This is a genomic window from Rhodobium gokarnense (assembly GCF_025961475.1).
Taxonomy (GTDB): domain Bacteria; phylum Pseudomonadota; class Alphaproteobacteria; order Rhizobiales; family Rhodobiaceae; genus Rhodobium; species Rhodobium gokarnense.
In genome coordinates, this window is the sequence record NZ_JAOQNS010000013.1 from 70,041 (window position 1) to 90,406 (window position 20,366).

General features: G+C 66.6%; 21 protein-coding genes. 12 read left to right on the forward strand and 9 right to left on the reverse strand.

The window, feature by feature from the left end; genetic code table 11:
* The first annotated feature begins 208 nt into the window (after window positions 1-208).
* The 7 genes from M2319_RS19575 (at window position 209) to M2319_RS19605 (ending at window position 8,191) form a co-directional block, all read left to right on the forward strand.
* Window positions 209-2,161 carry an FTR1 family iron permease gene (locus M2319_RS19575; protein ID WP_264603152.1) on the forward strand — a complete coding sequence of 651 codons (1,953 nt, stop codon included), beginning with the start codon at window positions 209-211 and terminating at the stop codon, window positions 2,159-2,161.
* Window positions 2,162-2,359: 198 nt separating this feature from the next.
* Window positions 2,360-2,890 carry an iron transporter gene (locus M2319_RS19580; RefSeq protein ID WP_319801803.1) on the forward strand — a complete coding sequence of 177 codons (531 nt, stop codon included), beginning with the start codon at window positions 2,360-2,362 and terminating at the stop codon, window positions 2,888-2,890.
* Window positions 2,891-3,058: 168 nt separating this feature from the next.
* Window positions 3,059-4,522, forward strand: a complete 1,464-nt coding sequence (locus tag M2319_RS19585; RefSeq protein ID WP_264603153.1) for a Fe-S-containing protein — start codon at window positions 3,059-3,061, stop codon at window positions 4,520-4,522.
* A 3-nt stretch (window positions 4,523-4,525) separates the two neighbouring features.
* Window positions 4,526-5,830 carry an ABC transporter permease gene (locus tag M2319_RS19590; RefSeq protein WP_264603154.1) on the forward strand — a complete coding sequence of 435 codons (1,305 nt, stop codon included), beginning with the start codon at window positions 4,526-4,528 and terminating at the stop codon, window positions 5,828-5,830.
* Entirely contained in the window at window positions 5,820-6,977 is a 1,158-nt protein-coding gene (locus M2319_RS19595; protein WP_264603155.1) for an ABC transporter permease, read from the forward strand. Before M2319_RS19590 ends, M2319_RS19595 begins: the two co-directional genes overlap by 11 nt.
* A 4-nt stretch (window positions 6,978-6,981) precedes the next feature.
* On the forward strand, window positions 6,982-7,692 hold the full coding sequence (locus M2319_RS19600; RefSeq protein ID WP_264603156.1) for an ABC transporter ATP-binding protein: 711 nt from the start codon (window positions 6,982-6,984) through the stop codon (window positions 7,690-7,692).
* A 10-nt stretch (window positions 7,693-7,702) separates the two neighbouring features.
* Window positions 7,703-8,191, forward strand: a complete 489-nt coding sequence (locus M2319_RS19605; protein ID WP_264603157.1) for a TlpA family protein disulfide reductase — start codon at window positions 7,703-7,705, stop codon at window positions 8,189-8,191.
* Between the two features lie 49 nt (window positions 8,192-8,240).
* On the opposite strand, the gene M2319_RS19610 is transcribed toward M2319_RS19605, so the two are convergent.
* On the reverse strand, window positions 8,241-8,585 hold the full coding sequence (locus M2319_RS19610) for a c-type cytochrome (protein WP_264603158.1): 345 nt from the start codon (window positions 8,583-8,585) through the stop codon (window positions 8,241-8,243).
* A 48-nt stretch (window positions 8,586-8,633) separates the two neighbouring features.
* On the opposite strand from M2319_RS19610, the gene M2319_RS19615 reads away from it, so the two are divergent.
* Window positions 8,634-9,143, forward strand: coding sequence for a TlpA family protein disulfide reductase (locus M2319_RS19615; protein WP_264603159.1), 510 nt, complete (start codon window positions 8,634-8,636; stop codon window positions 9,141-9,143).
* On the opposite strand, the gene M2319_RS19620 is transcribed toward M2319_RS19615, so the two are convergent.
* Window positions 9,136-9,912: a LamB/YcsF family protein gene (locus tag M2319_RS19620; RefSeq protein ID WP_264603160.1), complete on the reverse strand. Its 777-nt coding sequence runs from the start codon at window positions 9,910-9,912 to the stop codon at window positions 9,136-9,138. The genes M2319_RS19615 and M2319_RS19620 overlap by 8 nt on opposite strands.
* 105 nt (window positions 9,913-10,017) lie before the next feature.
* Between M2319_RS19620 and M2319_RS19625 the strand changes: the two genes are divergently transcribed.
* Window positions 10,018-10,938: a LysR family transcriptional regulator gene (locus tag M2319_RS19625; protein ID WP_264603161.1), complete on the forward strand. Its 921-nt coding sequence runs from the start codon at window positions 10,018-10,020 to the stop codon at window positions 10,936-10,938.
* Here the strand turns inward: M2319_RS19625 and M2319_RS19630 are convergent.
* From M2319_RS19630 to M2319_RS19660, 7 genes are all read right to left on the reverse strand, one after another.
* Window positions 10,906-12,384 carry a tripartite tricarboxylate transporter permease gene (locus M2319_RS19630; protein ID WP_264603162.1) on the reverse strand — a complete coding sequence of 493 codons (1,479 nt, stop codon included), beginning with the start codon at window positions 12,382-12,384 and terminating at the stop codon, window positions 10,906-10,908. The genes M2319_RS19625 and M2319_RS19630 overlap by 33 nt on opposite strands.
* Window positions 12,385-12,461: 77 nt before the next feature.
* On the reverse strand, window positions 12,462-12,929 hold the full coding sequence (locus M2319_RS19635; RefSeq protein WP_264603163.1) for a tripartite tricarboxylate transporter TctB family protein: 468 nt from the start codon (window positions 12,927-12,929) through the stop codon (window positions 12,462-12,464).
* A 1-nt stretch (window position 12,930) separates the two neighbouring features.
* The gene (locus M2319_RS19640) at window positions 12,931-13,863 is read right to left on the reverse strand and encodes a tripartite tricarboxylate transporter substrate binding protein (RefSeq protein WP_264603164.1); all 933 of its coding nucleotides are present in this window, start codon (window positions 13,861-13,863) and stop codon (window positions 12,931-12,933) included.
* 309 nt (window positions 13,864-14,172) lie between these two features.
* Window positions 14,173-15,687 (reverse strand): DUF1254 domain-containing protein, encoded by a 1,515-nt coding sequence (locus M2319_RS19645; RefSeq protein WP_264603165.1) that lies wholly within the window; start codon window positions 15,685-15,687, stop codon window positions 14,173-14,175.
* A 61-nt stretch (window positions 15,688-15,748) separates the two neighbouring features.
* Window positions 15,749-16,690, reverse strand: coding sequence for an HlyD family secretion protein (locus M2319_RS19650; RefSeq protein ID WP_264603166.1), 942 nt, complete (start codon window positions 16,688-16,690; stop codon window positions 15,749-15,751).
* Window positions 16,687-16,926: a DUF3302 domain-containing protein gene (locus tag M2319_RS19655; protein ID WP_264603167.1), complete on the reverse strand. Its 240-nt coding sequence runs from the start codon at window positions 16,924-16,926 to the stop codon at window positions 16,687-16,689. Before M2319_RS19655 ends, M2319_RS19650 begins: the two co-directional genes overlap by 4 nt.
* Before the next feature lie 16 nt (window positions 16,927-16,942).
* Complete coding sequence (locus tag M2319_RS19660; protein WP_264603168.1) at window positions 16,943-17,989, reverse strand: helix-turn-helix transcriptional regulator; 1,047 nt, start codon at window positions 17,987-17,989, stop codon at window positions 16,943-16,945.
* Between the two features lie 496 nt (window positions 17,990-18,485).
* Between M2319_RS19660 and M2319_RS19665 the strand changes: the two genes are divergently transcribed.
* The 3 genes from M2319_RS19665 (at window position 18,486) to M2319_RS19675 (ending at window position 20,362) form a co-directional block, all read left to right on the forward strand.
* Window positions 18,486-18,812 carry a hypothetical protein gene (locus M2319_RS19665; protein WP_264603169.1) on the forward strand — a complete coding sequence of 109 codons (327 nt, stop codon included), beginning with the start codon at window positions 18,486-18,488 and terminating at the stop codon, window positions 18,810-18,812.
* A 22-nt stretch (window positions 18,813-18,834) separates the two neighbouring features.
* Window positions 18,835-19,278: a cysteine rich repeat-containing protein gene (locus M2319_RS19670; protein WP_264603170.1), complete on the forward strand. Its 444-nt coding sequence runs from the start codon at window positions 18,835-18,837 to the stop codon at window positions 19,276-19,278.
* Window positions 19,279-19,354: 76 nt separating this feature from the next.
* Window positions 19,355-20,362, forward strand: coding sequence for a DUF1214 domain-containing protein (locus M2319_RS19675; protein WP_264603171.1), 1,008 nt, complete (start codon window positions 19,355-19,357; stop codon window positions 20,360-20,362).
* The last annotated feature ends 4 nt before the right edge of the window (window positions 20,363-20,366 follow it).

Here is a 20,366-nt window from a genome sequence, read left to right on the forward strand (position 1 = left end):
GGCCTGACATGCCTGCCGACGATTTGATCGCGATCAAGGCCCGCGGCGATCGGCCGGGTCTAGTGTGTTGCGACTGATACGCATTGCCGTTTGCAGGCGCCGTCCCCCGGGAGTGCCTTCTGCAAAACGCCATGCCGCGGGAACCCTGCGGGTCGGGCCGAGGTCCCTGGCGGCCGAACCAATGCGTGAGACTGTGGAGCGACGAGACGTGTTCTTTCGAGTAATTGCCCTTGCCCTGTTGATCTGCGTTGCCGCCGTGCCGGGACGCAGCGTGGCGGAGCCCGACTACCGAGGCATGATGGAGCGCATCGAGGCGCTCCTGACCGAAGCGGCGGCGGACTACCGGGCCGGCGATGCCGACAGCGCCAAGGACAAGGTGCAACGCTCCTATTTCGAGATCTTCGAGAACCTGGAAGGGCCGATCCGCGTAAACGTCTCGGCAAAAAAGAACATCGTGCTTGAGGGCGAGTTCGGCGATATCCGCAAGCTGATCATCGACGGCGCCCCGGTCGAGACCGTCGAGGCCCGAATCACCGACCATATCGCTGCGATCTGGGCCGTGCTGCCGGAACTGGAAGGCGGCCATGTGCTGGAAGCCGAGCCCGCCGCCGGCCCGGCGAGCGAGCGCGCGGCCGCCCCCGCGGAGCCGCAGCCGGTCGAGCCGCACTGGGTCAGCGTCACCGAACGGATCGGCGCGCTCATCAACAGCGCGGCCGATGCCTATGAGGCCGGCGATCCGGACAAGGCCCGAGACCTCATCACCGAGGCACAGTTCGACGGCTACAAGAACTCCCTGCTGGAGACCGTCGTCCGGCGCTATGTCAGCCAGGCCCAGGACGTTGCCTATAACGCCGAATTCCGGCGCATCTCCGGGCTCGTCGACGACGGCAAGCCGGCGCGCATGGTGCGCGCCTCGGGCCAGGTGCTGGTCAACGACATGCAGAGCGTCCTGCCCGGCCTGCCGCTGATCGAGGGCACCACGGTCGTGGAAGACGCCGTCGAGGAGAGCCCCGACCAGAACTGGCGCACCGTGGCGACCCGCGTCAAGGACGAGATGCGGTCGGCCATCGCCCTGCATGAGGCCGGCGACACAGGCAAGGCCGTCGGCGCCGTCCAGGACGCCTATTTCGACATCTTCGAGGGCTCCGGCATGGAGAGCACGCTGGGCGCCCGCGACGCGGGACTGATGAGCCGGATCGAGGCCCATTTCAGCAAGCTCATGGGCCTGATGAAGAGCGGTGCGTCTGCCGGCGATCTGGATGCCGCGCTGGCAACGATGTCGGCCGATCTCGACGAGGGCGTCTCGCTGCTCGGCAGCGGCTCCGACACGCCGTGGGCGCTGTTCGTCTATTCGCTGATGATCATCCTGCGCGAAGGCTTCGAGGCGATGCTGATCGTCACGGCCGTCATCACCTATCTCGTCAAGACCGGCAACCGCGACAAGCTCGGCGTCGTCGTCAACAGCGTCGTCGTCGCGCTCGCCCTCAGCGTCGCCACGGCGGTGCTGGTGAAATGGGTGTTCCAGGTCTCCGCGGCGAGCCAGGAGGTGCTGGAAGGCGCCACCATGCTGCTCGCCACCGTCGTCCTCTTCTCCATGAGCTACTGGCTGATCTCCAAGGCGGAAGCCGAGAAGTGGATGGCCTATATCAAGGACACCATGGCCCGCTCGCTGTCGTCCGGCTCGCTGAAGGCGCTGTGGTTCGTCGGCTTCCTCGCCGTCTATCGCGAGGGCGCGGAAACGGTTCTCTTCTATGAGGCGCTGACCGCCAATGCCGAGACGTCCGCCGGCATCTGGGCGATCGTCGGCGGCTTTGGCGTCGGCTGCGTCGGCCTTGCCGTCATCTATGTCGCGTTCCGCTTCGGCGCGGCGCGGCTGCCGATCAGGCCGTTCTTCATGGTGACCAGCGCGCTCCTCTACTACATGGCCTTCGTTTTCGCCGGCAAGGGCGTGATGGAACTCGTGGAGGGCAAGATCATCGAGCCGACGCTGGTGCCCGGAATGCCGGAAGTCCCGTTCATCGGCCTCTATCCCTATCTGGAAACCCTGGCGCCCCAGGCTGTTCTCATCGCCGCCGCGCTGATCGCGCTCGTCGCCCTCGGCCGCCGCAAACCGCCCGAGAAGGAGCCCGCTACAGAAGCCTCCGAACTCAAAGCCTCCTGACAGGAAGGGCCCGAAAAAGATCGCCGGCGCTTCCCGTCAGAAAATTGCAAATGATTTTCATGAGCAATTGCGAAGCGTCGATTCCCACCTCCAAACGTCACGCGGACCGGAAAGGAGAGAATCGACCGCAACGATGTCACGTCACGATGCGCGCACACGCATCGCATCAACAGGCAACACCATTTGGGACAGAACATCATGAAAAAGCATTGTCTTTTCGCAATGGCGACGGCCATCGGCCTGTCGCTGCCGCTCGCCGCGAACGCCGAGGAGTTCAAGGAATTCCCAATCGGCGAGGCGCTGGAGCTGAACACGCTTGAGGTCGCCGCCGTCTATCTGAAGCCGATCGACATGGAACCGCGCGGCATCGACCTGCCGGCCTCCCAGGCCGACATCCACCTGGAAGCCGACATCCACGCCATGAAGGGCAACGCCAACGGCTTCGGCGCCGGCGAATGGGTGCCCTACCTCACCGTTTCCTACCGGCTGGAGAACGAGGACACCGGCAAGGTCATCGCCGGCAACCTGATGCCGATGGTCGCCGTCGACGGCCCGCACTACGGCTCCAACATCAAGATGCCGGGCGCCGGCAACTACAAGCTCACCTTCCACGTCGATCCGCCGTCGCGCCAGGGCTTCGGCCGCCACACCGACGAGGCGAGCGGCGTTGGCAAGTGGTTCCAGGCCTTCGATGCGGACTACGCGTTCAAATACGTGCCGATCGAATAGTCGGCGCGCACGACGGCGGCGGGCCATCTTGGCCTGCGCCGCCGGACAAAAAACCTTTCGCGGGGATTCGTTCCGGGCCCGCCCGGAGCGGGTCCCCCAAGGCGTCTTGAGGACCGGGACGGAATCCCGGCCACACCACAAGGACCGGAGGCGGCGGAGCGGCCTTTCATGATTGTCTATCTCACCAACATCGCCGGGGCGTTCCTGCCGGCGGCCCTTCTCACCGGCATCCTCGTCGCGCTGGCGCCGGGAGAGACGAAGCGGCGCGACGTCGTCGTCGCAGCCTGGACGGTCGCCGCGGCGCTCGCCGCCGGCTGGCTGGCCTACAGCCTTGCCGCGTCAAACGGCGTCGAGGTCCGGGCGAAGACCGTCATCCGGATCGTCGCCATCGCGGCGCTGGTCCTCGCGCTCCTTCTGGCGGCCCTCAGCTTCCGCCTGACCGGCCGGCGCCGCGCCTGGTTCGTCGCCGCGGTGGCGGGCGTTGCCGCCGTTCTGGCGTTCCAGGGAATGTTCGACGTCCTTGCCGGCACCGCCGACCGCAGCTTTACCGCCACCGCCGTCCTCAACACCGAGCTCATCGCCAATTCGGCGGCCGTCGCCCTCGGCGCCGTGCTGATCGCCGCGCTGACGGTGTTCGTCGCCCATATGGGCCGCCGGGTCATCCGCACGGCGGCCGGGATTCTCGTCGTCGCCGTCCTCGGCCTCGCCGCGACCTGGGGTGCGGAGGTCATGCTCGGCGCCCTGCAGATGGGCCTCCTTGAGGTGACGTCGGGCCGCGTCAGCTTCGTTGCCAAGGCGACCCAGTATGGCGGCGCGACGGGCTACGGCGCGCTGATCCTTCTGGCGCTCCTCGCCGCCGCCTTCTTCCTCGCCCGCCCGTCCGGCGACGACGGCATAAATGCGGCGAACGACGGGCGCGCCGAGCGGCGCAAGCGCCGCGCCTTCGCCCTCGGAGAGGCGCGCTGGCTGCGGGCGACGCTCGCGGTCGGCACCTTCCTCACCGCCACCCTGCTCTATTATGACCTCTATGCCTCGCTGCCGCCGACCCTCTCCAAGGCCGAGGCCGCAGTGCCCAATGACGACGGCGTCGTGCGCGTCCCCATCGACAGCGTCAAAGACGGCAAGCTCTACCGCTTCGCCTATATCGCCTCCGACGGCCACCGGGTCCGCTTCTTCCTGATCAACCGCTACGACGAGGACCACGTGAAGATCGGCGTCGTCTATGACGCCTGCATGATCTGCGGCGACGACGGCTACATCCAGGACGGCAACGACGTCATCTGCATCGCCTGCAATGTGCGGGTCTTCGTGCCCTCCATCGGCAAGGCCGGCGGCTGCAATCCGATTCCGCTGGAGCACTCCGAGGACGGCGGCGACATCGTCATTGCCGCGCGCGAGCTGGAGCGCGGCGCGAAATACTTCTCCGAGGTGGTCGCGATCACCGTCACCGACCCGGTGACCGGCAAGGAGCTGATCAACCTCGACGCGCCCTATCGCTACGACTTCAAGGGCAACACCTTCTTTTTCGAATCCCAGGACTCCTACGACGCGTTCAAGGCCGAGCCGGAAAAATATGCCGGCGAGGTCGAGGGCCGCCTCTATCGGGTCCAGGGCCACCAGACGAAAGGATAGGCGATGTATCTGCGCATGATCCGGCAGTCGTTCTTCGAGGGGCGCAAGCGAAAGGCGCTGGCGGCGATCACCGTGGCGCTCGCCGCCGCCCTGATCACGACGCTCCTCAACCTCTCCGTCGACGTCGGCGACAAGATGGCCCGGGAGATGAAGGCCTATGGCTCCAACATCCGCGTGGTGCCGAAGAGCGAGAACATTCCGCTGAAGATCGGCGGCGTCGACTTCAATCCGCTGAAGGGCCGCGACTATCTCGACGAAACCGAGCTCACGAAGATCAAGGACATCTTCTGGAGCAACAACATCGTCGGCATGGCGCCTTTCCTGGACGTGCCCGTGGAAATCGCCGGCAAGGACGCGGGCCGCGTCTCCCTGATCGGCACCTATTTCAGGAAATCGATGCCGCTGCCGAGCGACGAGGACTACCGCACCGGGGTGCGCATCACCCATCCCTACTGGCAGGTGACCGGGGCCTGGCCGGACGACGAATCGGCCTCCGAGGTCCTGGTCGGCCGGTCGCTGGCGCAGCGCCTCGGCGTTGCGGCCGGCGAGACGATCCACGTCACCCGGCCGACGGATGGGACGGGGGGATCGGGTCAGGCAAGCTACCGGATCACGGGCATCCTTGCCACCGGCGAGGCCGAGGACAACGCGATCGTCGCCCCGCTCGGGGCCGTGCAGGGGCTTGCAGGCCTTGCCGGCAAGGTGCAGTCGGTCAGCGTCAGCGCGCTGACCATTCCGGAAAACGAGCTGTCGCGGAAGGCGATCCGCGATCAGGACTCCCTCAGCACCTCCGAATATGACGTCTGGTACTGCAGTGCCTTCGTCAGCTCCATCGCCCACCAGATCGAGGAGGCGGTGATCAACGCCTCGGCGCGGCCGGTCTGGCAGGTCGCGGCCGGCGAGGGCGTCGTCATCGGCAAGCTGCAGGTCTTGATGCTGGTGGTGACGCTCGCCGCCTTCGCCTCGGCGGCGATGGGCGTTTCCTCGCTGATGAACACGGCCGTGATGGAGCGCGCGAAAGAGATCGGCCTGATGAAGGCGCTCGGCGCCGCGGAGTGGCAGATCCACCTCCTGTTCCTGACCGAGGCCGTCATCATCGGCGTCGTCGGCGGCGTGCTCGGCTTCATCGCCGGCTCGGGCCTTTCCCAGGCCGTCGGCTGGGCGGTGTTCGGCTCGACGCTCGCCTTCCACTGGATCGCCGTTCCCGTCGTCATCGCCGTCTCCGTCGCCACCGCCCTTGCCGGCTCGATCCTGCCGGCGCGTTCCATCACCCGGCTGATGCCGGTCGAGGTGCTCTATGGCCGTTAATTCCAAGCTTCGCTCCGCCTTCCTGTGGCGGATGCTCGTCAAGGCGCTGACCGTCCGGAAAGGCCGTGCCGCCATCGCAGTCGCCTCGATCATGGTCGGCGCGGCGGTGGTCTTTGCGCTCACCAGCCTCTATCTCGACATCTCGCGCAAGATGAGCGAGGAGCTGCGCGCCTACGGGGCGAACTTCTTCGTCGGCCCCGCCGCCTCCAGCCCCGACCGGCGCTTCGACCTGGCCGCCTATCGCAAGATCGTCGCCTCGATCCCGGAGGAAAAGCTCGCCGGCGCCAGCCCCTTCCTCTACGGCGTCGTGCGCCTCGACCTCGGCAACGCGGTGCTTGCCGGCGTCGACTTTTCCGGCCTGAAGGCGATCTCGCCCTACTGGCAGCCGGAGGGCGGCTGGATCACCGTCGATTTCGACGAGCGCAACTGCATTGTCGGGCGCGGGCTCGCTGACAAGATGGAGCTGACCGTCGGCAAGACCGTCACCGTCTTCAACCGCGACAAGACGTTTCGGACCGAGCTCAGGGTCAAGGGCATCGTGGAGACCGGCGAGGCCGCCGACGAGCAGATGTTCGTCAACATGTCCCTGGCCAAGAAGATCTTCGGCACCGGCGAGCGCATCGACCTCGCCATGCTGAGCGTCGTCGCCGAAGGGACCGAGGCCGATGCCCTCGCCGCGCGCATCAACGGCCAGTTCCCCGGGGTCGAGGCCAAGCCGATCCGCAAGATCTCCCAGTCCGACGGGCGCATCCTCGACAAGATCGAGGGTTTCATGGCGCTCGTCGCGGCGATCATCCTCGTCATCACCACGCTCTGCGTGAACGCCATCCTGTCGGCGATGGTGGTGGAGCGCACGCCCGAGATCGGCCTGATGAAGGCGCTCGGCGCCGACGATCGGGCGATCGTCTTCCAGTTCCTCGCCGAAACCGTGCTGATCTGCCTCGTCGGCGTCGGCCTCGGCCTTCTCGTCGGCTTTGCGCTGGCCCAGGTCCTCGGCCAGACGGTGTTCAGCGCCTGGGTGTCCCTGCGCCCGCTCGTCGTGCCGCTGACCGTCGGCATCTCGCTCGTTGCGGCCATTGCCGCCGCCGTCATCCCGATCCGGAGCGCGATCGGCGTCGTTCCCGCCCGCGTTCTGAAAGGAGAGTAATTTCATGGATAAAAGGATCGATTTCGAAACCGACGCGATGTTCGCGACCGATTATTCGAGGGACGCAAAGCCCGTCATCGAGACGGACGGCCTGACCAAGCGGTTCGGCGACGTCGCCGCGCTCGACGACGTCGACATCTGCATCCGCGAGGGCGAGTTCGTCGCCATCATGGGCCCGTCCGGCTCGGGCAAGACGACGCTCCTAAACATCCTGTCCTGCCTCGACACGCCGAGCGCCGGTGCCTACCGGCTCGACGGGCTGGACGTCTCGACGCTGACGGAGCCGGAGCGGGCGGTGATCCGGCGCGAAAAGATCGGCCTCGTATTCCAGCAGTTCCACCTCATCCCCTACCTCACGGCGCTGGAAAACGTCATGCTGGCCCAGCACTACCACAGCGTCGCCGACGCCGACGAGGCGATGGAGATCCTCCAGAGCGTCGGCCTTGGCGCCCGCGCCAGCCACCTGCCCTCGCAGCTTTCCGGCGGCGAGCAGCAGCGGGTCTGCATCGCCCGGGCCCTCGTCAACGAGCCGGCGATCATCCTTGCCGACGAGCCCACCGGCAATCTCGACGAGGAGAACGAAAAGCTGATCATCGAGCTGTTGCAGCGGCTGCACGGGGACGGGCGCACGATCGCCCTCGTCACCCACAATCCGGAGATGGGCGCGCTTGCCGACCGCACCATTCGCCTCCGCCACGGCAAGTTGGACGGATGAGGGCAACGCTATGACACTCTTGCGGTTTTGTGCGGTCATCCTTGCGTCCGCATTCCTCATCGCCTGCGAGCCGGAGGCGACGGTCGAGGTCGGCAAGGCGGCGCCGGACCTCACGGTGATGGACCTCGACGGCCAGCCGGTGAAGCTGTCTGAGATGCGCGGCAAGGTCGTCTTCGTGAATTTCTGGTGGTCGGGCTGCGGCCCGTGCCTTGCCGAGATGCCCGAGATCGACCGGGTCTACCGGCGTTACCGAGACGAGGGCCTGGAAGTGCTTGCCGTCAATATCGGCCAGGACGCCGAGACCATCCGCAACACCAACCGCCGGCTCGGCGTTGCCTATCCGCTGGTCTCGGACGAGCTGAAGATCTCCACCAAGCACTATGGCGTGGCCTTCGCCCCGACCTCGTTCCTGATCGACCGAAAGGGCGTCGTGCGCGAGCGGATCAACGGACCGGTTACGCAGGAGACGCTGACGCAAAAGGTTGCCGGCATTCTTTGAAAGACGGCTGGGATGGACGGGCGGACAGATGGCTAGCCGCGAAAAGACCTCAGGGCTTCGGGAAGGTCTCGACATAGGCGGCGAGCGCGGCGATGTCCTCGTCGCTGAGCCCGCTCTTCATCTTGTCCTGCATGGCCTTGTGCTCGCCCGGCGCCTGATAGTCGCGCAGCTTGGCGACGACCTCGTCCATCGGCACCTCGGCAAGGCGCTTGGAGCGGCCGAGCGCCTTCATGCGGCCGTCGCCGCCATGGCAGGCCTTGCAGCGCTCCGCATAAAGGGACTTGCCGTGCTCGATGAGCGCCGCGTCGTCGGCGGCATTTGCGGCTGCAGGGGCGGCGGCGATGCCCGGCAGAAGCACCAGAAATGCGAGGGCGACGGCAAGGGGGCGGGGCATGGTCAAAACTCGTTCAACGGGACTTACGGCAACCGGAAAGGCCGCACAATGCCGAGATTGATTGGCATCCGCAACATGGCCGCGGCCGCAGCGGTGTTATGTCTCGGCCTGATACTTACCGCCTGCGACGGCGAGAAAACGGCAAAGGTCGGCGAGGCGGCACCGGAGCTCGGCGTCATCGACCTTGACGGCAACACCGTCCGGCTCGCCGATTTCCGCGGCGACGTCACCGTGCTCAATTTCTGGCAGGGCGGTTGCGCGCCGTGCCTCACCGAAATGCCGAAGATCCAGGCCTTCCATGAAAAGCACCGCGGCGACGGGGTGCATGTGCTGTCGGTCAATATCGGCGGCGGGCCGGCGATCATCCGCGATACCGTCGCCGAGACTGGTGTGACCTTCGATGTCGCCTTCGACGAGGTGTTCGTCGCCTCGACCCGCTACAAGATCAATTTCTTCCCGACGACCTTTCTCATCGATCGCAACGGCATCGTCCGCGAGCGGATCGTCGGCGAGATCAAGCCCGGCCAGTTGGAAGCGAAGGTGGCGGGCCTCAGGTAAGCCCGGCGGGGGTGCCAGCGATGGCGACGACGGCGATGCCGGCGCCGTCGAGTGCGCCGCGCACGCCTTTGGCCACCTCAAGCGCCGACGCCTCGTCCGCGTGCAGGCAGAAGGTATCGATTGGGGTCGAAAGCCGCGTTCCGTCGGCGGCGATCAGACACCCGGCATCGAGCATGGCAAGGACCTGGCGGGCAGCGTCGGCCGGATCATGGATGACCGCCTCCGGCGCGCTGCGCGGCAGCAGCCGACCATCGGGCGCGTAGCGCCGGTCGGCATAGGCCTCGTGCACGACCTCAAGGCCGGCCCTCTCCGCGGCCCGGGTCATTTCCGACAGGCAGTTGGCGACGAACAACAGATCGCGGCTTGCAGCGCGGATGCCGCGGGCGACCGCATCGGCGACGTCGCTTTCCTCATGGGCCATGTTGTTGAGGGCGCCGTGCGGCTTGACGAACTCCACCCGAACGCCGCGCCCGGCGGCGAGCGCCTGCAATGCGCCGATCTGGTAGGTCACCAGATGCTCGATCTCTGGGGAGGTCATCGGGATGCGGCGGCGGCCGAAGCCGTTCAGATCGCCGAAGCCGGGATGGGCGCCGATCGTGACGCCGTGCTCGCGCGCAAGGTCGATCGTCGCCGCCATCACGTTCGGATCGCCGGCATGCATTCCGCAGGCAATATTCGCCGAGGAGACATAGGGCATGAGCGCCCGGTCGTCGCCCATCCGGTAGGGCCCGAAGCTCTCGCCCATATCTGCGTTCAAAGAGATTTTCATGCACACACATGCCGTTATCGGGCAATCCTGCAAAGGGCTCCCTTGTGTGTCCAATGCATTTATGGAAGATTTCCTTATGCATCTGAAACATAGGCGGAGCGCCCTGTGCTCGAACTACGGGAACTGAGGAATTTCGTCGCCGTCGCGGAGTGCCTGAACATCACGAGCGCCGCCAATGCGGTGAATCTCAGCCAGCCGGCGCTGTCGCGGCAGATCCAGGCGCTGGAGAAGAAGCTCGGCGTCGCGCTGTTCGAGCGGGTCGGCAAGCGGCTGGTGCTGACGGCGGAGGGCGCGGACTTCGCGGCCCAGGCGTCGGAACTCCTGGAGCGCGCCCAGGATCTCATGCACCGGGCCCGCCAGAGCGAGCCGGAGCAGAGCGGCGCCCTCAGGATCGGCGCCTCGCCGCAGACGACGGCCTGGCTGCTGTCGCCGGCGATGGCCCGGTTCCGAAAAATCCACCCCAAGGTCGACCTGATGGTCAACGAGGGCAATAACGACGAACTGGTGGAAATGGTCGAGCACGGTGCTGTGCACATGGTGGTGGCCAATCTCGGCATCAGCAACATCCTCGTCGGCCAGCCGCTGTTCACCGCCCAGCTCTTCGCCGTCCTGCCGCCGGCCCATCGCTGCGCCACCATGACCTCCATCACCATCGACGACATCGCGACCGAGCCGATGATGGTGATGCGGCGGGGGTTCCTGACCCGCCACCTGTTCGAGCAGACGGCGGCCGCCCACGGCGTGCGGCCGCGGATCGTCCTGGAAAGCGACAGCACGCAGACCCTTGCGGCCCTCGCCCATGACGGCCACGGGGTGGCGATCGTCTCCTCCTCGGCGCAGAACATCACCGACATCGCCAATGCCGTGCAGCTCAGCTCCGGCATCTGCCAGACCTCGGCGGAGGTCTCCGCGCTCTGGAACCCGCGGCGCTACCGACCGGCCTATGTCCAGCGCTTCTTCGAGGCGCTCGTCGACGTCGCCCGCGAACGGGGGCTAACGGTTGGTGCGGAGAAACAGGAAAAGTGAGCCGACCGCCGCGACCAGGAACGCCAGCGCGATCGGGTGGTCGATCACGGCAAGGGGCGAGTGGTTGGTGACGATGAGGGCCTGGCGCAGGGAGAGTTCGAACAGCGGCCCGATGACGAAGCCGATCAGGAAGGTGACGACCGAATAGCCGAAGCGCTGCATGATGAAGCCGAGGAGCCCGAGCGCCAGCATGGCGAAGACGGAGAACACCGTGTCGCGCTCCAGATAGGTGCCGACGACGCAAAAGAGCACCACGAACGGGATGATGAACCGCGCCGGCACCATGGTGACGCGGGCAAAGAGCGTGAGGCCGAGCCGGCCGACCACCAGCATGACCAGGCTGGCGATGATCATCGAGACATAGATGCCGTAGATCAGCCGCGGGTGCTGCTCGAAGACCAGCGGGCCGGGCTGGACGCCGTGCAGCATGAAGGCGGAAACGAGGATCGCGGCCGAGACGCTGCCCGGCAGGCCGATGGCAAAGAGCGGGATGAGGCTCGCCGGCAGCACGGCGTTGTCGGCCGCCTCGGTCGCGGCGACGCCCTTCAGGTCGCCCTCGCCATATTGGTCACCGGGTCGGGCAAGCCGCTTGTTGATCGCATAGGAGAGAAAGGCGCCGATGGTCGGCCCGAGGCCGGGGATGATGCCGGCGGCGATGCCGATGCCGGTCGCCCGGAGCGTCACCGGAAACACCCGCTTCACATCGGCAGCGTGGAGGGACTTGTCCGTCTCGCGTTCAAAGCCGGCGGCCTCGGAGGCATCGCCCCGATTGGCGAACAGCGCCTGGACCTGGAGCAGCATCTCGGTGAAGGCGAGCATGCCGACGGTGGCGGCGATCAGCGGAATGCCGTCGAACAGCTCGATGAAGCCGAAGGTCATGCGGGGCGTCGCGCTTTCCGGGTCGAGCCCGATGGTGGCGAGCAACAGGCCGAGGACGCCGGCAATGATGCCGCGCGTCAGCGAGGTGCCCGACAGGGCGGCGATGAAGCTGAGGGCGAAGATCATCACGGCCGTCATTTCGACCGGGCCCATCTTCAGCGCGAATTGCGCGAGCGATGCGGCGAGCAGGATCAGGATCATCGTCGCCACCAGGTCGCCGAACACCGAAGCGTAGAGCGCGACCTTGAGGGCCCGCGTCGCCTCGCCCTTCTTGGCCAGCGGATAGCCGTCGAAGGTGGTCGCCGCCGAACTCGGCTCGCCGGGCGTGTTGAGGAGGATCGCGCCCGTTGCACCGCCGGCCGCGCTCGCCTTTGTCACGCCGACAAGGAACGCGATCGCCCCGATCGGCGACATGGCATAGGTGAGCGGCACGGCGACGGAGAGCGCCGCCGGCCGGCTGAGCCCCGGCAGCACGCCGACCATGTAGCCGAGCAGGATGCCGCCGATGACGGAGAGAATGGCCGAGAAGGTAAGGGCGTCACGCGCGCCCTGAAGGAAAACGTCCATGGACGGAACTCATTTGCCAAGCCGCGACCCGGCCCGGTCCCCATGTTGTCGCGCCGCGATGCCGGCAGCGAGAGTCCTCAAAGGCCGGACCAGTCCACGAGCAGGAGGACGACGACGGCGCCGAGCCCCATGCCACAAAGGGCGACCGGACGGCGCTCGCCGATCGCCAGCGAGGCGAGCAGCACGAGCGCCGTGCCGCCGATCAGAAGCCCGGCCTGGTCGATCGCCACGACGCCGATGAGGGTTGCAAGGGTCAGAAGGACGACGCCCAGGAGGCCGCGCGTCTGGACGGGTTGATGGCCTTTCCTGCCGCGCAGCGGGAGCAGGCCGGAGACCAGCGTGATCACGGAGAAAAGCGCGATGGCGACGGTGGTCGCGATCGGCAGCATGCGTGGGGAGAGGCCGAAATTGTCGCTCTCGGCGGTGCCCGCCGGGATGACGACGAAGAGGACGAGGAGGCAGAGGCCGAAGACGACGGCGAATTCGGCAACGGGCCGCACCCAGGGATGCGGCCCGTCCTGATGTCCTGTGGACGGTATCGTCATGCTACTCCATCGCCGCCTTGAACTGGGCGCTCTGGGCCCGGATCTGCTTGTCGAAGTCGTCTCCGGTCAGAATGTAGCTGCCCATATTGCGCTTGGCGAGGATGTCGAGGACGGTCTTCGACTTCGCCGCGGCCTCGAAGGCCTTGACCAGCTCGGCCTTGGCCTCGTCGGGAATGCCGGCCGGGGCGACGTAGATGACCATGTTGACGCTGGAAATGTCGTAGCCGAGGCTCTTCAGGGTCGGCGCGCTTTCAAAGCCGGGGACTGGGTCCGTGCCGAGCCCGGCCAGCACCATCAGTTCGCCGGCCTTGGCCTGGGCGTAGTAGGCGCCGGAGCTGTAGGCGTAGTCGACATGGCCGCCGAGCACTTCGGCGACGGCTTCCGCGCCACCCTTGGTCGGCACCGGCTTCAGCGTGACGCCTTCCTTGGCCGAGATCGTCTTCATCACCACCCGGTCGAGCGAGGTCGTGGAGGCGTAGGTGAGGCCGTTCTCCGCCTTCTTGGCGGCGGCGATGACATCGGAGAAGCTCTTCCAGCCGCGCGACGGCAGGGCGACGAGCGCCTCGGGGAAGACGCCGAAGGCGCCGATATAGGTGAAGTCGTCGATGCCGTAGCTGACATTGGCCGAATGGGGATCGAAGGAGACGGTGGTGGAGATCGCCGCGGCCAGGTGATAGCCGTCGGCGGGCTTGGCCTTCAGGGCCGTCAGCGCCAGGCCGCCGCCGGCGCCGGGCTGGTTTTCGACGACGATCGGCTGGCCGAGGGATTCCGACAGCGCATCGGAGGCCGCGCGGGTGATGGTGTCGACGCCGCCGCCGGGGCCGAAGCCGACGGTGATGGTGACTTCCTTTTCGGGGAATTCGGCAAGGGCCGGCCCGGTCATGACCGCCAGCGCTAGTCCGAAGCATGCAAGGTTCCGGAACGAACGTTTCATTTTAGGCTCCTCTCTGTCGCAGCAATTCGCTGTCGTGCCAATTTTGTAGGCACGATGAAAACAAGGAGTTCTTATGCTGTCCAATGCATTTTTACATGACCATATGATGCGTGCGAAACATAAAGCCCCCGGCCGGAGCAACCGCCGGAGCGTTGGAACCCACCCAACTTCTTAGGCCAGCAGCAGCATCAGAGCCGCGCCCGGACGCACAATCTTCCGGCCGCAAGGCGCCCGTCCGATGCGTCGATGTCACGGATGGTGTTGCAGCAACGGCGACGGAGCGATAGCAACCCGATTCCGTCTTCCGGTTCAGTCCACCCGTTCCAGATCGCCGGGCTTCCAGGTCTTGTCGAACCAGGGCTCGAGCGGTCCGTAGAGCCGCAGGATGACCATGAACCCCTTGCCCGGCATGGTCTGCACCCAGTTGCCTTCCTTGCCCTTCGGCGCCTTCGGGCCGAACCAGACGGTGTAGGAGCCGTCCTCGTTCGGCTTGACGTCCTCCAGCGTGCTGTCGAGGCCGGCGAGCCGCTGGTCGGTCTCCAGCATGGAGCGATGCTGGGTCGAGTAGACGACGAAGGACCAGAAATTGTTGATCGGCACCGGGCTGGGCAGCGTCACCTTGTAGGTCTTGCCGCCGTCAAGATAGGCGCCGGTCGCGTCGTGCGGCGTGAAGGCATAGACCGAGCCCATGCCGACCTGCGGCGAGGCCATTGCCGGGGTGATGCCGGTGGCGGAGTAGTGGAACATCGCCCGGTCGTCGAGACCGCGCGCGCCGTTGTCCAGGAATTCGTGGCTGCCGCCAGTAAAGCTCGTGTACCAGTTGCGGTCCGGGTAGAAATAGAAGCGGTCCCGCTCGCGCGGGCGGAACGTGATTGCGCGGACGGTTGCGTTGCCGACGGCAGCGGCATCGGAAAGGATCTTCGCCATCCGCGCATCGGGCTCGAACGGCACGCCCTTCCTGATGCCGATCGCCGCGAACAGGCCCGCGATCTCCGGGTCGAAGGCATCGGCCGGTTCGTTCTGGACGACCGCGTTCAACTCGTCGAAAAAGGTCACGTCGTTGGCGTGGATGGTGTTCATCTGCTTGCCGGAATAGTTGACGAAGGCCTGCTCCGGCGGCGATTTCGCTTGCGAGAGCGGATAGACCTTCATCTGCGCCTTGACGCCGGCGACCGTCGCTTCGATGCCGGCTTCGGTCACGAAGGCGCGGGCGAACAGCCAGTGCATGTTCGTTCGGGTGCGCACGATGTGGAAGCCCATCTTCGGCACCGGGCCGTCATAGTGCGGCGGCAGGAACAGGTAGCGCCCGCCGCGGCCCTGGTCCGGGCCGGTGATGCCGATATCGGTGTCCCAACGGAAGAAGGCATCGTCGACGCCGCCGAGCAGGCCTGGCGCCACCTCCATGACGACCGGGCCTTGCTTCAGGTCGAGGCAGGTCACGACGTAGACGGTCGTCGACTGCGCGGTCAGCCACAGCGATCGGGCGTCGAGCAGGTCCTCGCTGATGCCGACGGTGTGGGCCGGGATGCCGGCCTGCTCCATGCCGTGGCAGAGCCCATAGATCGATGCGGCAGGAATGCCCGTGAGGAACGCCTCGACGCCGCGTGAGAAGTCGATGTTGTCGTAGACCTTCCTGACCGTCTCCTCGTCCGGCATGCCGTCGAAGAATTTGAGCGTGCCGAGCCGTTCGGTCTCCACAACGTCGGGCGTCTCGACTGAGGCCGGCACGTCGGCGGCATAAGTCTGGGCGCCCGCCTCGGGCAGCACCGAAAAGAGCCCGAGGGCAAGGCCGGCGGCGAACGTGTTCCAGTGTCGACGGGTCATGGACATTTCTCCCAAAGGTTTGTCCGGGCATCTTCCGTGCCGTTGCGATCGGCCGATGCTGTCAGATCGGCACGACGTAGTTGAGCCAGGCGTCCATGCGCAGCATCACCCGGCGGATGATATGGGCGGGGCGGACCGACGAGGTGTAGATCGCCGCCCCGCCATTGGTGCCGGCGGGCAGCGCGTCGGCGACGGACGGATCGTCCAGCTTCAGCCGCACCGCAAAGGGCGCGGCGCCAAGCTGTGTGGTGGTTGCGGCCGCACCCGACGGCGCCACCTGGCCCATCACGGTTGCCGGCACGATCTGCTCCACGGTGGCGGCATAGACCTCGCCGGGGATCGCCTTGAAGGTGACCTCCGCCGGCTGGCCGGGTGCGATGTGGCGCAAATGAATCTGCTGCACCTGCATGGCGACGACGGTCTCGGAAGTGTCGACGAAGGCCATCACCGGGGCGAGCGGCATCGCCGCGACGCGGGCGCCGGGCCGCAATGCCACATTGGTGACGAAGCCGTCCGCGGGCGCCGTCACGACGGTGTTGTCGAACTCCCACCTTGCGTTGGCGAGCTGCGCCTTCAGGCCCTCCACATTGGCCTCGGCCTCCTCGACCTGGAATTTGGAGCCCGCCTGCCTGCGCTCAAGCTGGGTGAACTGGCCGAGCCGCAGCGTCGCGAAGCCGAGCTGGGCGGTGAGCTGGTCGACCTTTGCCTGGTATTGCGCCGGATCGATGCGGAAGAGGACGTCGCCCTTTTTCACCGGCGTGTTCGGCCGGACCGGCACCTCGATGACCTGGCCGGCGACGTTGGGCACGATCTGCACCGTGTGGCGCAGCACCTGGACGCCGCCCGCCGGTGCACCCCACTGCATGGGCACGAACAGGAACAGGAAGGCCAAAAGCATGAAGCCGAGCGGCGACAGCTTCACCCAGCGACTGGCCGGCAGAACCCGGAGCTTCACCAGGAGGAAGACGACGGCGATGTAGCAAAGGGTGAGGAACAGGATCATCGGCCTGCCCCTGCCGCCGGTGCCTCGCCGTCCATGTGCGCCCAGACCATCGCCAGCGGCCACAGCGGCACCGGCATCAGCAGGCTGCACCAGCCGGCAACAGTGACCGCCTCGGCGCGGCCGTGGCCGCGTGACCGGGCGATCCGGCCCGGCAGCGCCCCGACCAGCCAGATGACGGCAAGGCCGGCGACGAGGAGGACGACCAGAACGACAAGGGCGAAGATCTTGAGCACCATGGCTCGCCACTCCGAATTAGCCGGCGGCCTCGCGGGCCGATTGCCCGGCGATGCCGATCGAGGCGCGGTACTGGCTCGGCGACATGCCCGCCCAGCGGCGGAAGGCGCGGCGGAAGCTGTTGGTCTCGCGATAGCCGAGCTGGTTGGCGATCTCGGCCGGCGACAGCCGGGTTTCCCGCAACAGGTCGCGGGCGCGGCAGGCGCGCACCCGGTTGAGGCATTCCTGGAAACTGGTCGCCTCGACCATCAGCTTGCGCTGCAGGGTCCGCGCGCCGATGCCCAGGCTCTCCGCCACCGCCTCGATGCTCGGGTCGGCCCGGCGGATCTGCAGCTCGATCATGTTGCAGGTCGTCTCGGTGATGTTGCGCGGCGCGCGCGCCGCCACCAGGTCTCGCATGTCGCGCATCAGGTGGATGTCCTGCGGCGAAGCGGGCCGCGGGTTTTCCTTCCAGACGAGCGATTTGTGAAAGGCGATGGCGGCGAAGCGGCCGCCGGTGCGGACATTGGTCTCGTGCAGGTCCTCAAGGGCCGCCGTCGAAGCGCTCCGCGGAACGCGCAATTCGGTCCAGTCCGGCCGCCAGTCGGGGCCGACATAGCTGCGCACCAGGTCGGCGAGCAGCAGCGGCATCGCCTCCTCCTGGTGGCGGGCGCCGCCGACCCCGGGGTCGAGCGCGGAATCGAACTGCAGCACGATGCGGTCGCCCTGCACCCGCAGATAGACGTTGGCATGGCTGAGGATGTGGCGAAGGGCACGAACGCCGCGGTAAAGGGCGACGGCGAGACACGGCGCCGACAGCACGTAGCGGCCATAGGCGTCGAGATCCGCATAGGGCATCTGGCGGGCGACGTGGATGCCGAAATGCTCCATGCCGGTGGCGCGGGCGGCGCTTTCCAGGAGGCCGGCCTGGATGCGGTAGGGAATGAAGAGCGGCCTGCCGGCAAGAATATCCGGGCTGAGGCCGACCGCGCTCCAGACCTGCCGGTGGATGCGTTCGGACGTCATCCCGCGGATGATCTGCGAGACGGGCTTCAGGACCCGGGTGTTTTGCATTGCAATCGACACGTGCGCCCTTCCCTCCCGTCGGACACCGGCCTCTATCGTTCAGCTTCAGTGCCACGAAAGTCAGGCGACATTCTCACGAATTGTGATCCGATCGCGCCAAACTGTCCCTGAGCCGTGACTTCATCCGTCAAATATGCTCCTTCTTATACTCCGAATTCAACACTTCGGACCTTCGACAAACAGTCGCAAAACGCTTCCGGCAAAGAATTGGCCGGATGCAGTCATAATAATTCTTGGGAACGGCCGGATGTCGGCAAGACGCCTTAGTCGGGCCTCCCGAGCGGGAGATCAAGGACGTGCGGACACCGTCTCCCCTGCGTTGCAACGGCGCGCCGGCGCGCCCGGATGGACGGGCCGCACCGCGCGCCCAAGCCGCTTTGCCACTTCAAATTGACGCAATTGCCATCAGGCCGTCCGGGCAGGCGGCGGGACTGCGTGTCGCGCCGCGGCCGGAGACGGCGATCGAGGCAAAAGACCAACTGCACAGGTGGGAAACATGAAACGGAACTGGACTTTTGCCATCGCCGCCGCGGCGGCGATGTTCGTCCTCGGCGCGCTGGCGCCGGGGGCGCCGCAGACCGCCGTCCCGGCAATGGGCCTTTCCGGCCTCCTCGGCGCGACCGCGGCCGAGGCCCAGGCCTATCCGCCGGGCGCGGCGCGGCGCTCGGTGCGGCGGACGGCACGGCGGACCTCGCGCCGGGTCACGCGGCGGCACTCGATCGCCGGCTGCCACCCCTACAACTCCTATTACAATTGCGGCGGCGTCTATTACCGGCCGGTGGTCCAGAACGGCACCACGGTCTACGTCGTCGTCAATCCCTGATCGCGGAGCGATGGAGGAAGCCATGTTTTCAATCAGAATGCCCCTTTCCGCCGTCTTCGCCCCGGCGATCCTGACGCTCGCCCTTGCCGCCGCGCCCGCCGGGGCAGAGGACGCCGACACGCCGGGCGTCTGGGAGGCCTGCGAGGCAGACGTCGCGGAATATTGCGGGGAGGTCGAGCCCGGCAACGGCCATATCCTCTCCTGCCTCTATGCCCACGAAACCGTCCTTTCCGAGGACTGCGACGCGGCCTTTGCCGATTTCGGCGATGCCATCGACGGCTTCTTCTTCACCGTGCGCTCGGCGCTTGCCACCTGCGCCACCGACCTTGAGGAGCACTGCTCGGGCGTCAATTTCGGCAAGGGACGGCTGCTCACCTGCCTCGGCGCGGCCCACGACGATCTTGAGCCGGAGTGCGAGGCGATCGTCACCGACATCAATACGTTCCTGGGCGAGGACGCGGAGTAGGCGCCGGCCGGGCAACGACAACAAACGGTCGCCCCCTTGCGGGGAGCGGCCGGGACAGGACGAGGGAGAAAACGACATGCGTTCCTTGATCGCGGCCGGCCTTTTCTTGGTGCCTTTGTCGGCATTTGCCGCCGAGCCGGTCACCGTCGACACGTTGGTGCGCGCTGAATCCGACACGATGTTGCGGGCCACTCTCAAGACCAACAAGGTCGGCGTGGGCGAATTGGTCCACGAACGCAAGCTGGCTTCGGCCGACGAACCGCAGCCGATCATCCGGGCGAACCAGGACACGCTCTATTCCGTGGTCGTGCTGGACCTGTCCGAGCCGGCGACGGTCACGCTGCCGGAGGTCGGCGACCGCTTTCAGTCCATGCTGGTGATCAACCAGGACCACTACAGCTTCGTGGAATCCTCGCCGGGCAGCTATGAGCTGACCGAGGAGAAGGTGGGCACGCGCTTTGCCTTCGTCTTGTTCCGCACCTTCGTCGACGTCGGCAATCCGGACGACTTCGCGGCGGCCCACGCGGCCCAGGACGGCATTACGGTAAGCGGCGGCGGCAAAGGCCCGTTCGAGGCGCCGGAGTGGGACCTGGAAGGTCTCGCCGCGGCGCGCAAGGCCGTCAGCGATCTGGCAAGCGCCGTCGGCTTCGACGCCGCCCGCGCCTTCGGGCGCAAGGACGAGGTCGATCCCATCGACCACATGGTCGGCGCCATGGCCGGCTGGGCCGGCCAGCCGGCGACGACCGCCTCCGCCGCCATCGGCAGCGTCGAGGAAAACGACGGCACGACCCCCTATGCCGTCACCGTCAAGGACGTGCCGGTCGATGCCTTCTGGTCGGTCACCGTCTACAACGCCGGCGGCTACCTGGAGCCCAACGACCTCGGCCGCAACAGCTACAACAACTTCTCCGCCAAGCCGAACGGCGACGGGTCGTACACGATCCATTTCGGCGGCTGTGACGACGGGCGCGCCAACTGCATCCCGATCACGAAGGGATGGAACTATACCGTCCGGCTGTACCGGCCCCGCGCGGAAATCCTCGACGGGTCCTGGGTGTTCCCGGTGCCGGAGCCCGTCGAATGAGACT

Bases quoted from the DNA above. Each gene is read 5' to 3' on its own strand.
- M2319_RS19580 (WP_319801803.1), top strand. From the start codon at position 2,360: ATGAAAAAGCATTGTCTTTTCGCAATGGCGACGGCCATCGGCCTGTCG.
- M2319_RS19585 (WP_264603153.1), top strand. From the start codon at position 3,059: ATGATTGTCTATCTCACCAACATCGCCGGGGCGTTCCTGCCGGCGGCC.
- M2319_RS19590 (WP_264603154.1), top strand. From the start codon at position 4,526: ATGTATCTGCGCATGATCCGGCAGTCGTTCTTCGAGGGGCGCAAGCGA.
- M2319_RS19595 (WP_264603155.1), top strand. From the start codon at position 5,820: ATGGCCGTTAATTCCAAGCTTCGCTCCGCCTTCCTGTGGCGGATGCTC.
- M2319_RS19600 (WP_264603156.1), top strand. From the start codon at position 6,982: ATGGATAAAAGGATCGATTTCGAAACCGACGCGATGTTCGCGACCGAT.
- M2319_RS19605 (WP_264603157.1), top strand. From the start codon at position 7,703: ATGACACTCTTGCGGTTTTGTGCGGTCATCCTTGCGTCCGCATTCCTC.
- M2319_RS19610 (WP_264603158.1), bottom strand. From the start codon at position 8,585: ATGCCCCGCCCCCTTGCCGTCGCCCTCGCATTTCTGGTGCTTCTGCCG.
- M2319_RS19615 (WP_264603159.1), top strand. From the start codon at position 8,634: ATGCCGAGATTGATTGGCATCCGCAACATGGCCGCGGCCGCAGCGGTG.
- M2319_RS19620 (WP_264603160.1), bottom strand. From the start codon at position 9,912: ATGAAAATCTCTTTGAACGCAGATATGGGCGAGAGCTTCGGGCCCTAC.
- M2319_RS19630 (WP_264603162.1), bottom strand. From the start codon at position 12,384: ATGGACGTTTTCCTTCAGGGCGCGCGTGACGCCCTTACCTTCTCGGCC.
- M2319_RS19635 (WP_264603163.1), bottom strand. From the start codon at position 12,929: ATGACGATACCGTCCACAGGACATCAGGACGGGCCGCATCCCTGGGTG.
- M2319_RS19640 (WP_264603164.1), bottom strand. From the start codon at position 13,863: ATGAAACGTTCGTTCCGGAACCTTGCATGCTTCGGACTAGCGCTGGCG.
- M2319_RS19645 (WP_264603165.1), bottom strand. From the start codon at position 15,687: ATGACCCGTCGACACTGGAACACGTTCGCCGCCGGCCTTGCCCTCGGG.
- M2319_RS19650 (WP_264603166.1), bottom strand. From the start codon at position 16,690: ATGATCCTGTTCCTCACCCTTTGCTACATCGCCGTCGTCTTCCTCCTG.
- M2319_RS19655 (WP_264603167.1), bottom strand. From the start codon at position 16,926: ATGGTGCTCAAGATCTTCGCCCTTGTCGTTCTGGTCGTCCTCCTCGTC.
- M2319_RS19665 (WP_264603169.1), top strand. From the start codon at position 18,486: ATGAAACGGAACTGGACTTTTGCCATCGCCGCCGCGGCGGCGATGTTC.
- M2319_RS19670 (WP_264603170.1), top strand. From the start codon at position 18,835: ATGTTTTCAATCAGAATGCCCCTTTCCGCCGTCTTCGCCCCGGCGATC.
- M2319_RS19675 (WP_264603171.1), top strand. From the start codon at position 19,355: ATGCGTTCCTTGATCGCGGCCGGCCTTTTCTTGGTGCCTTTGTCGGCA.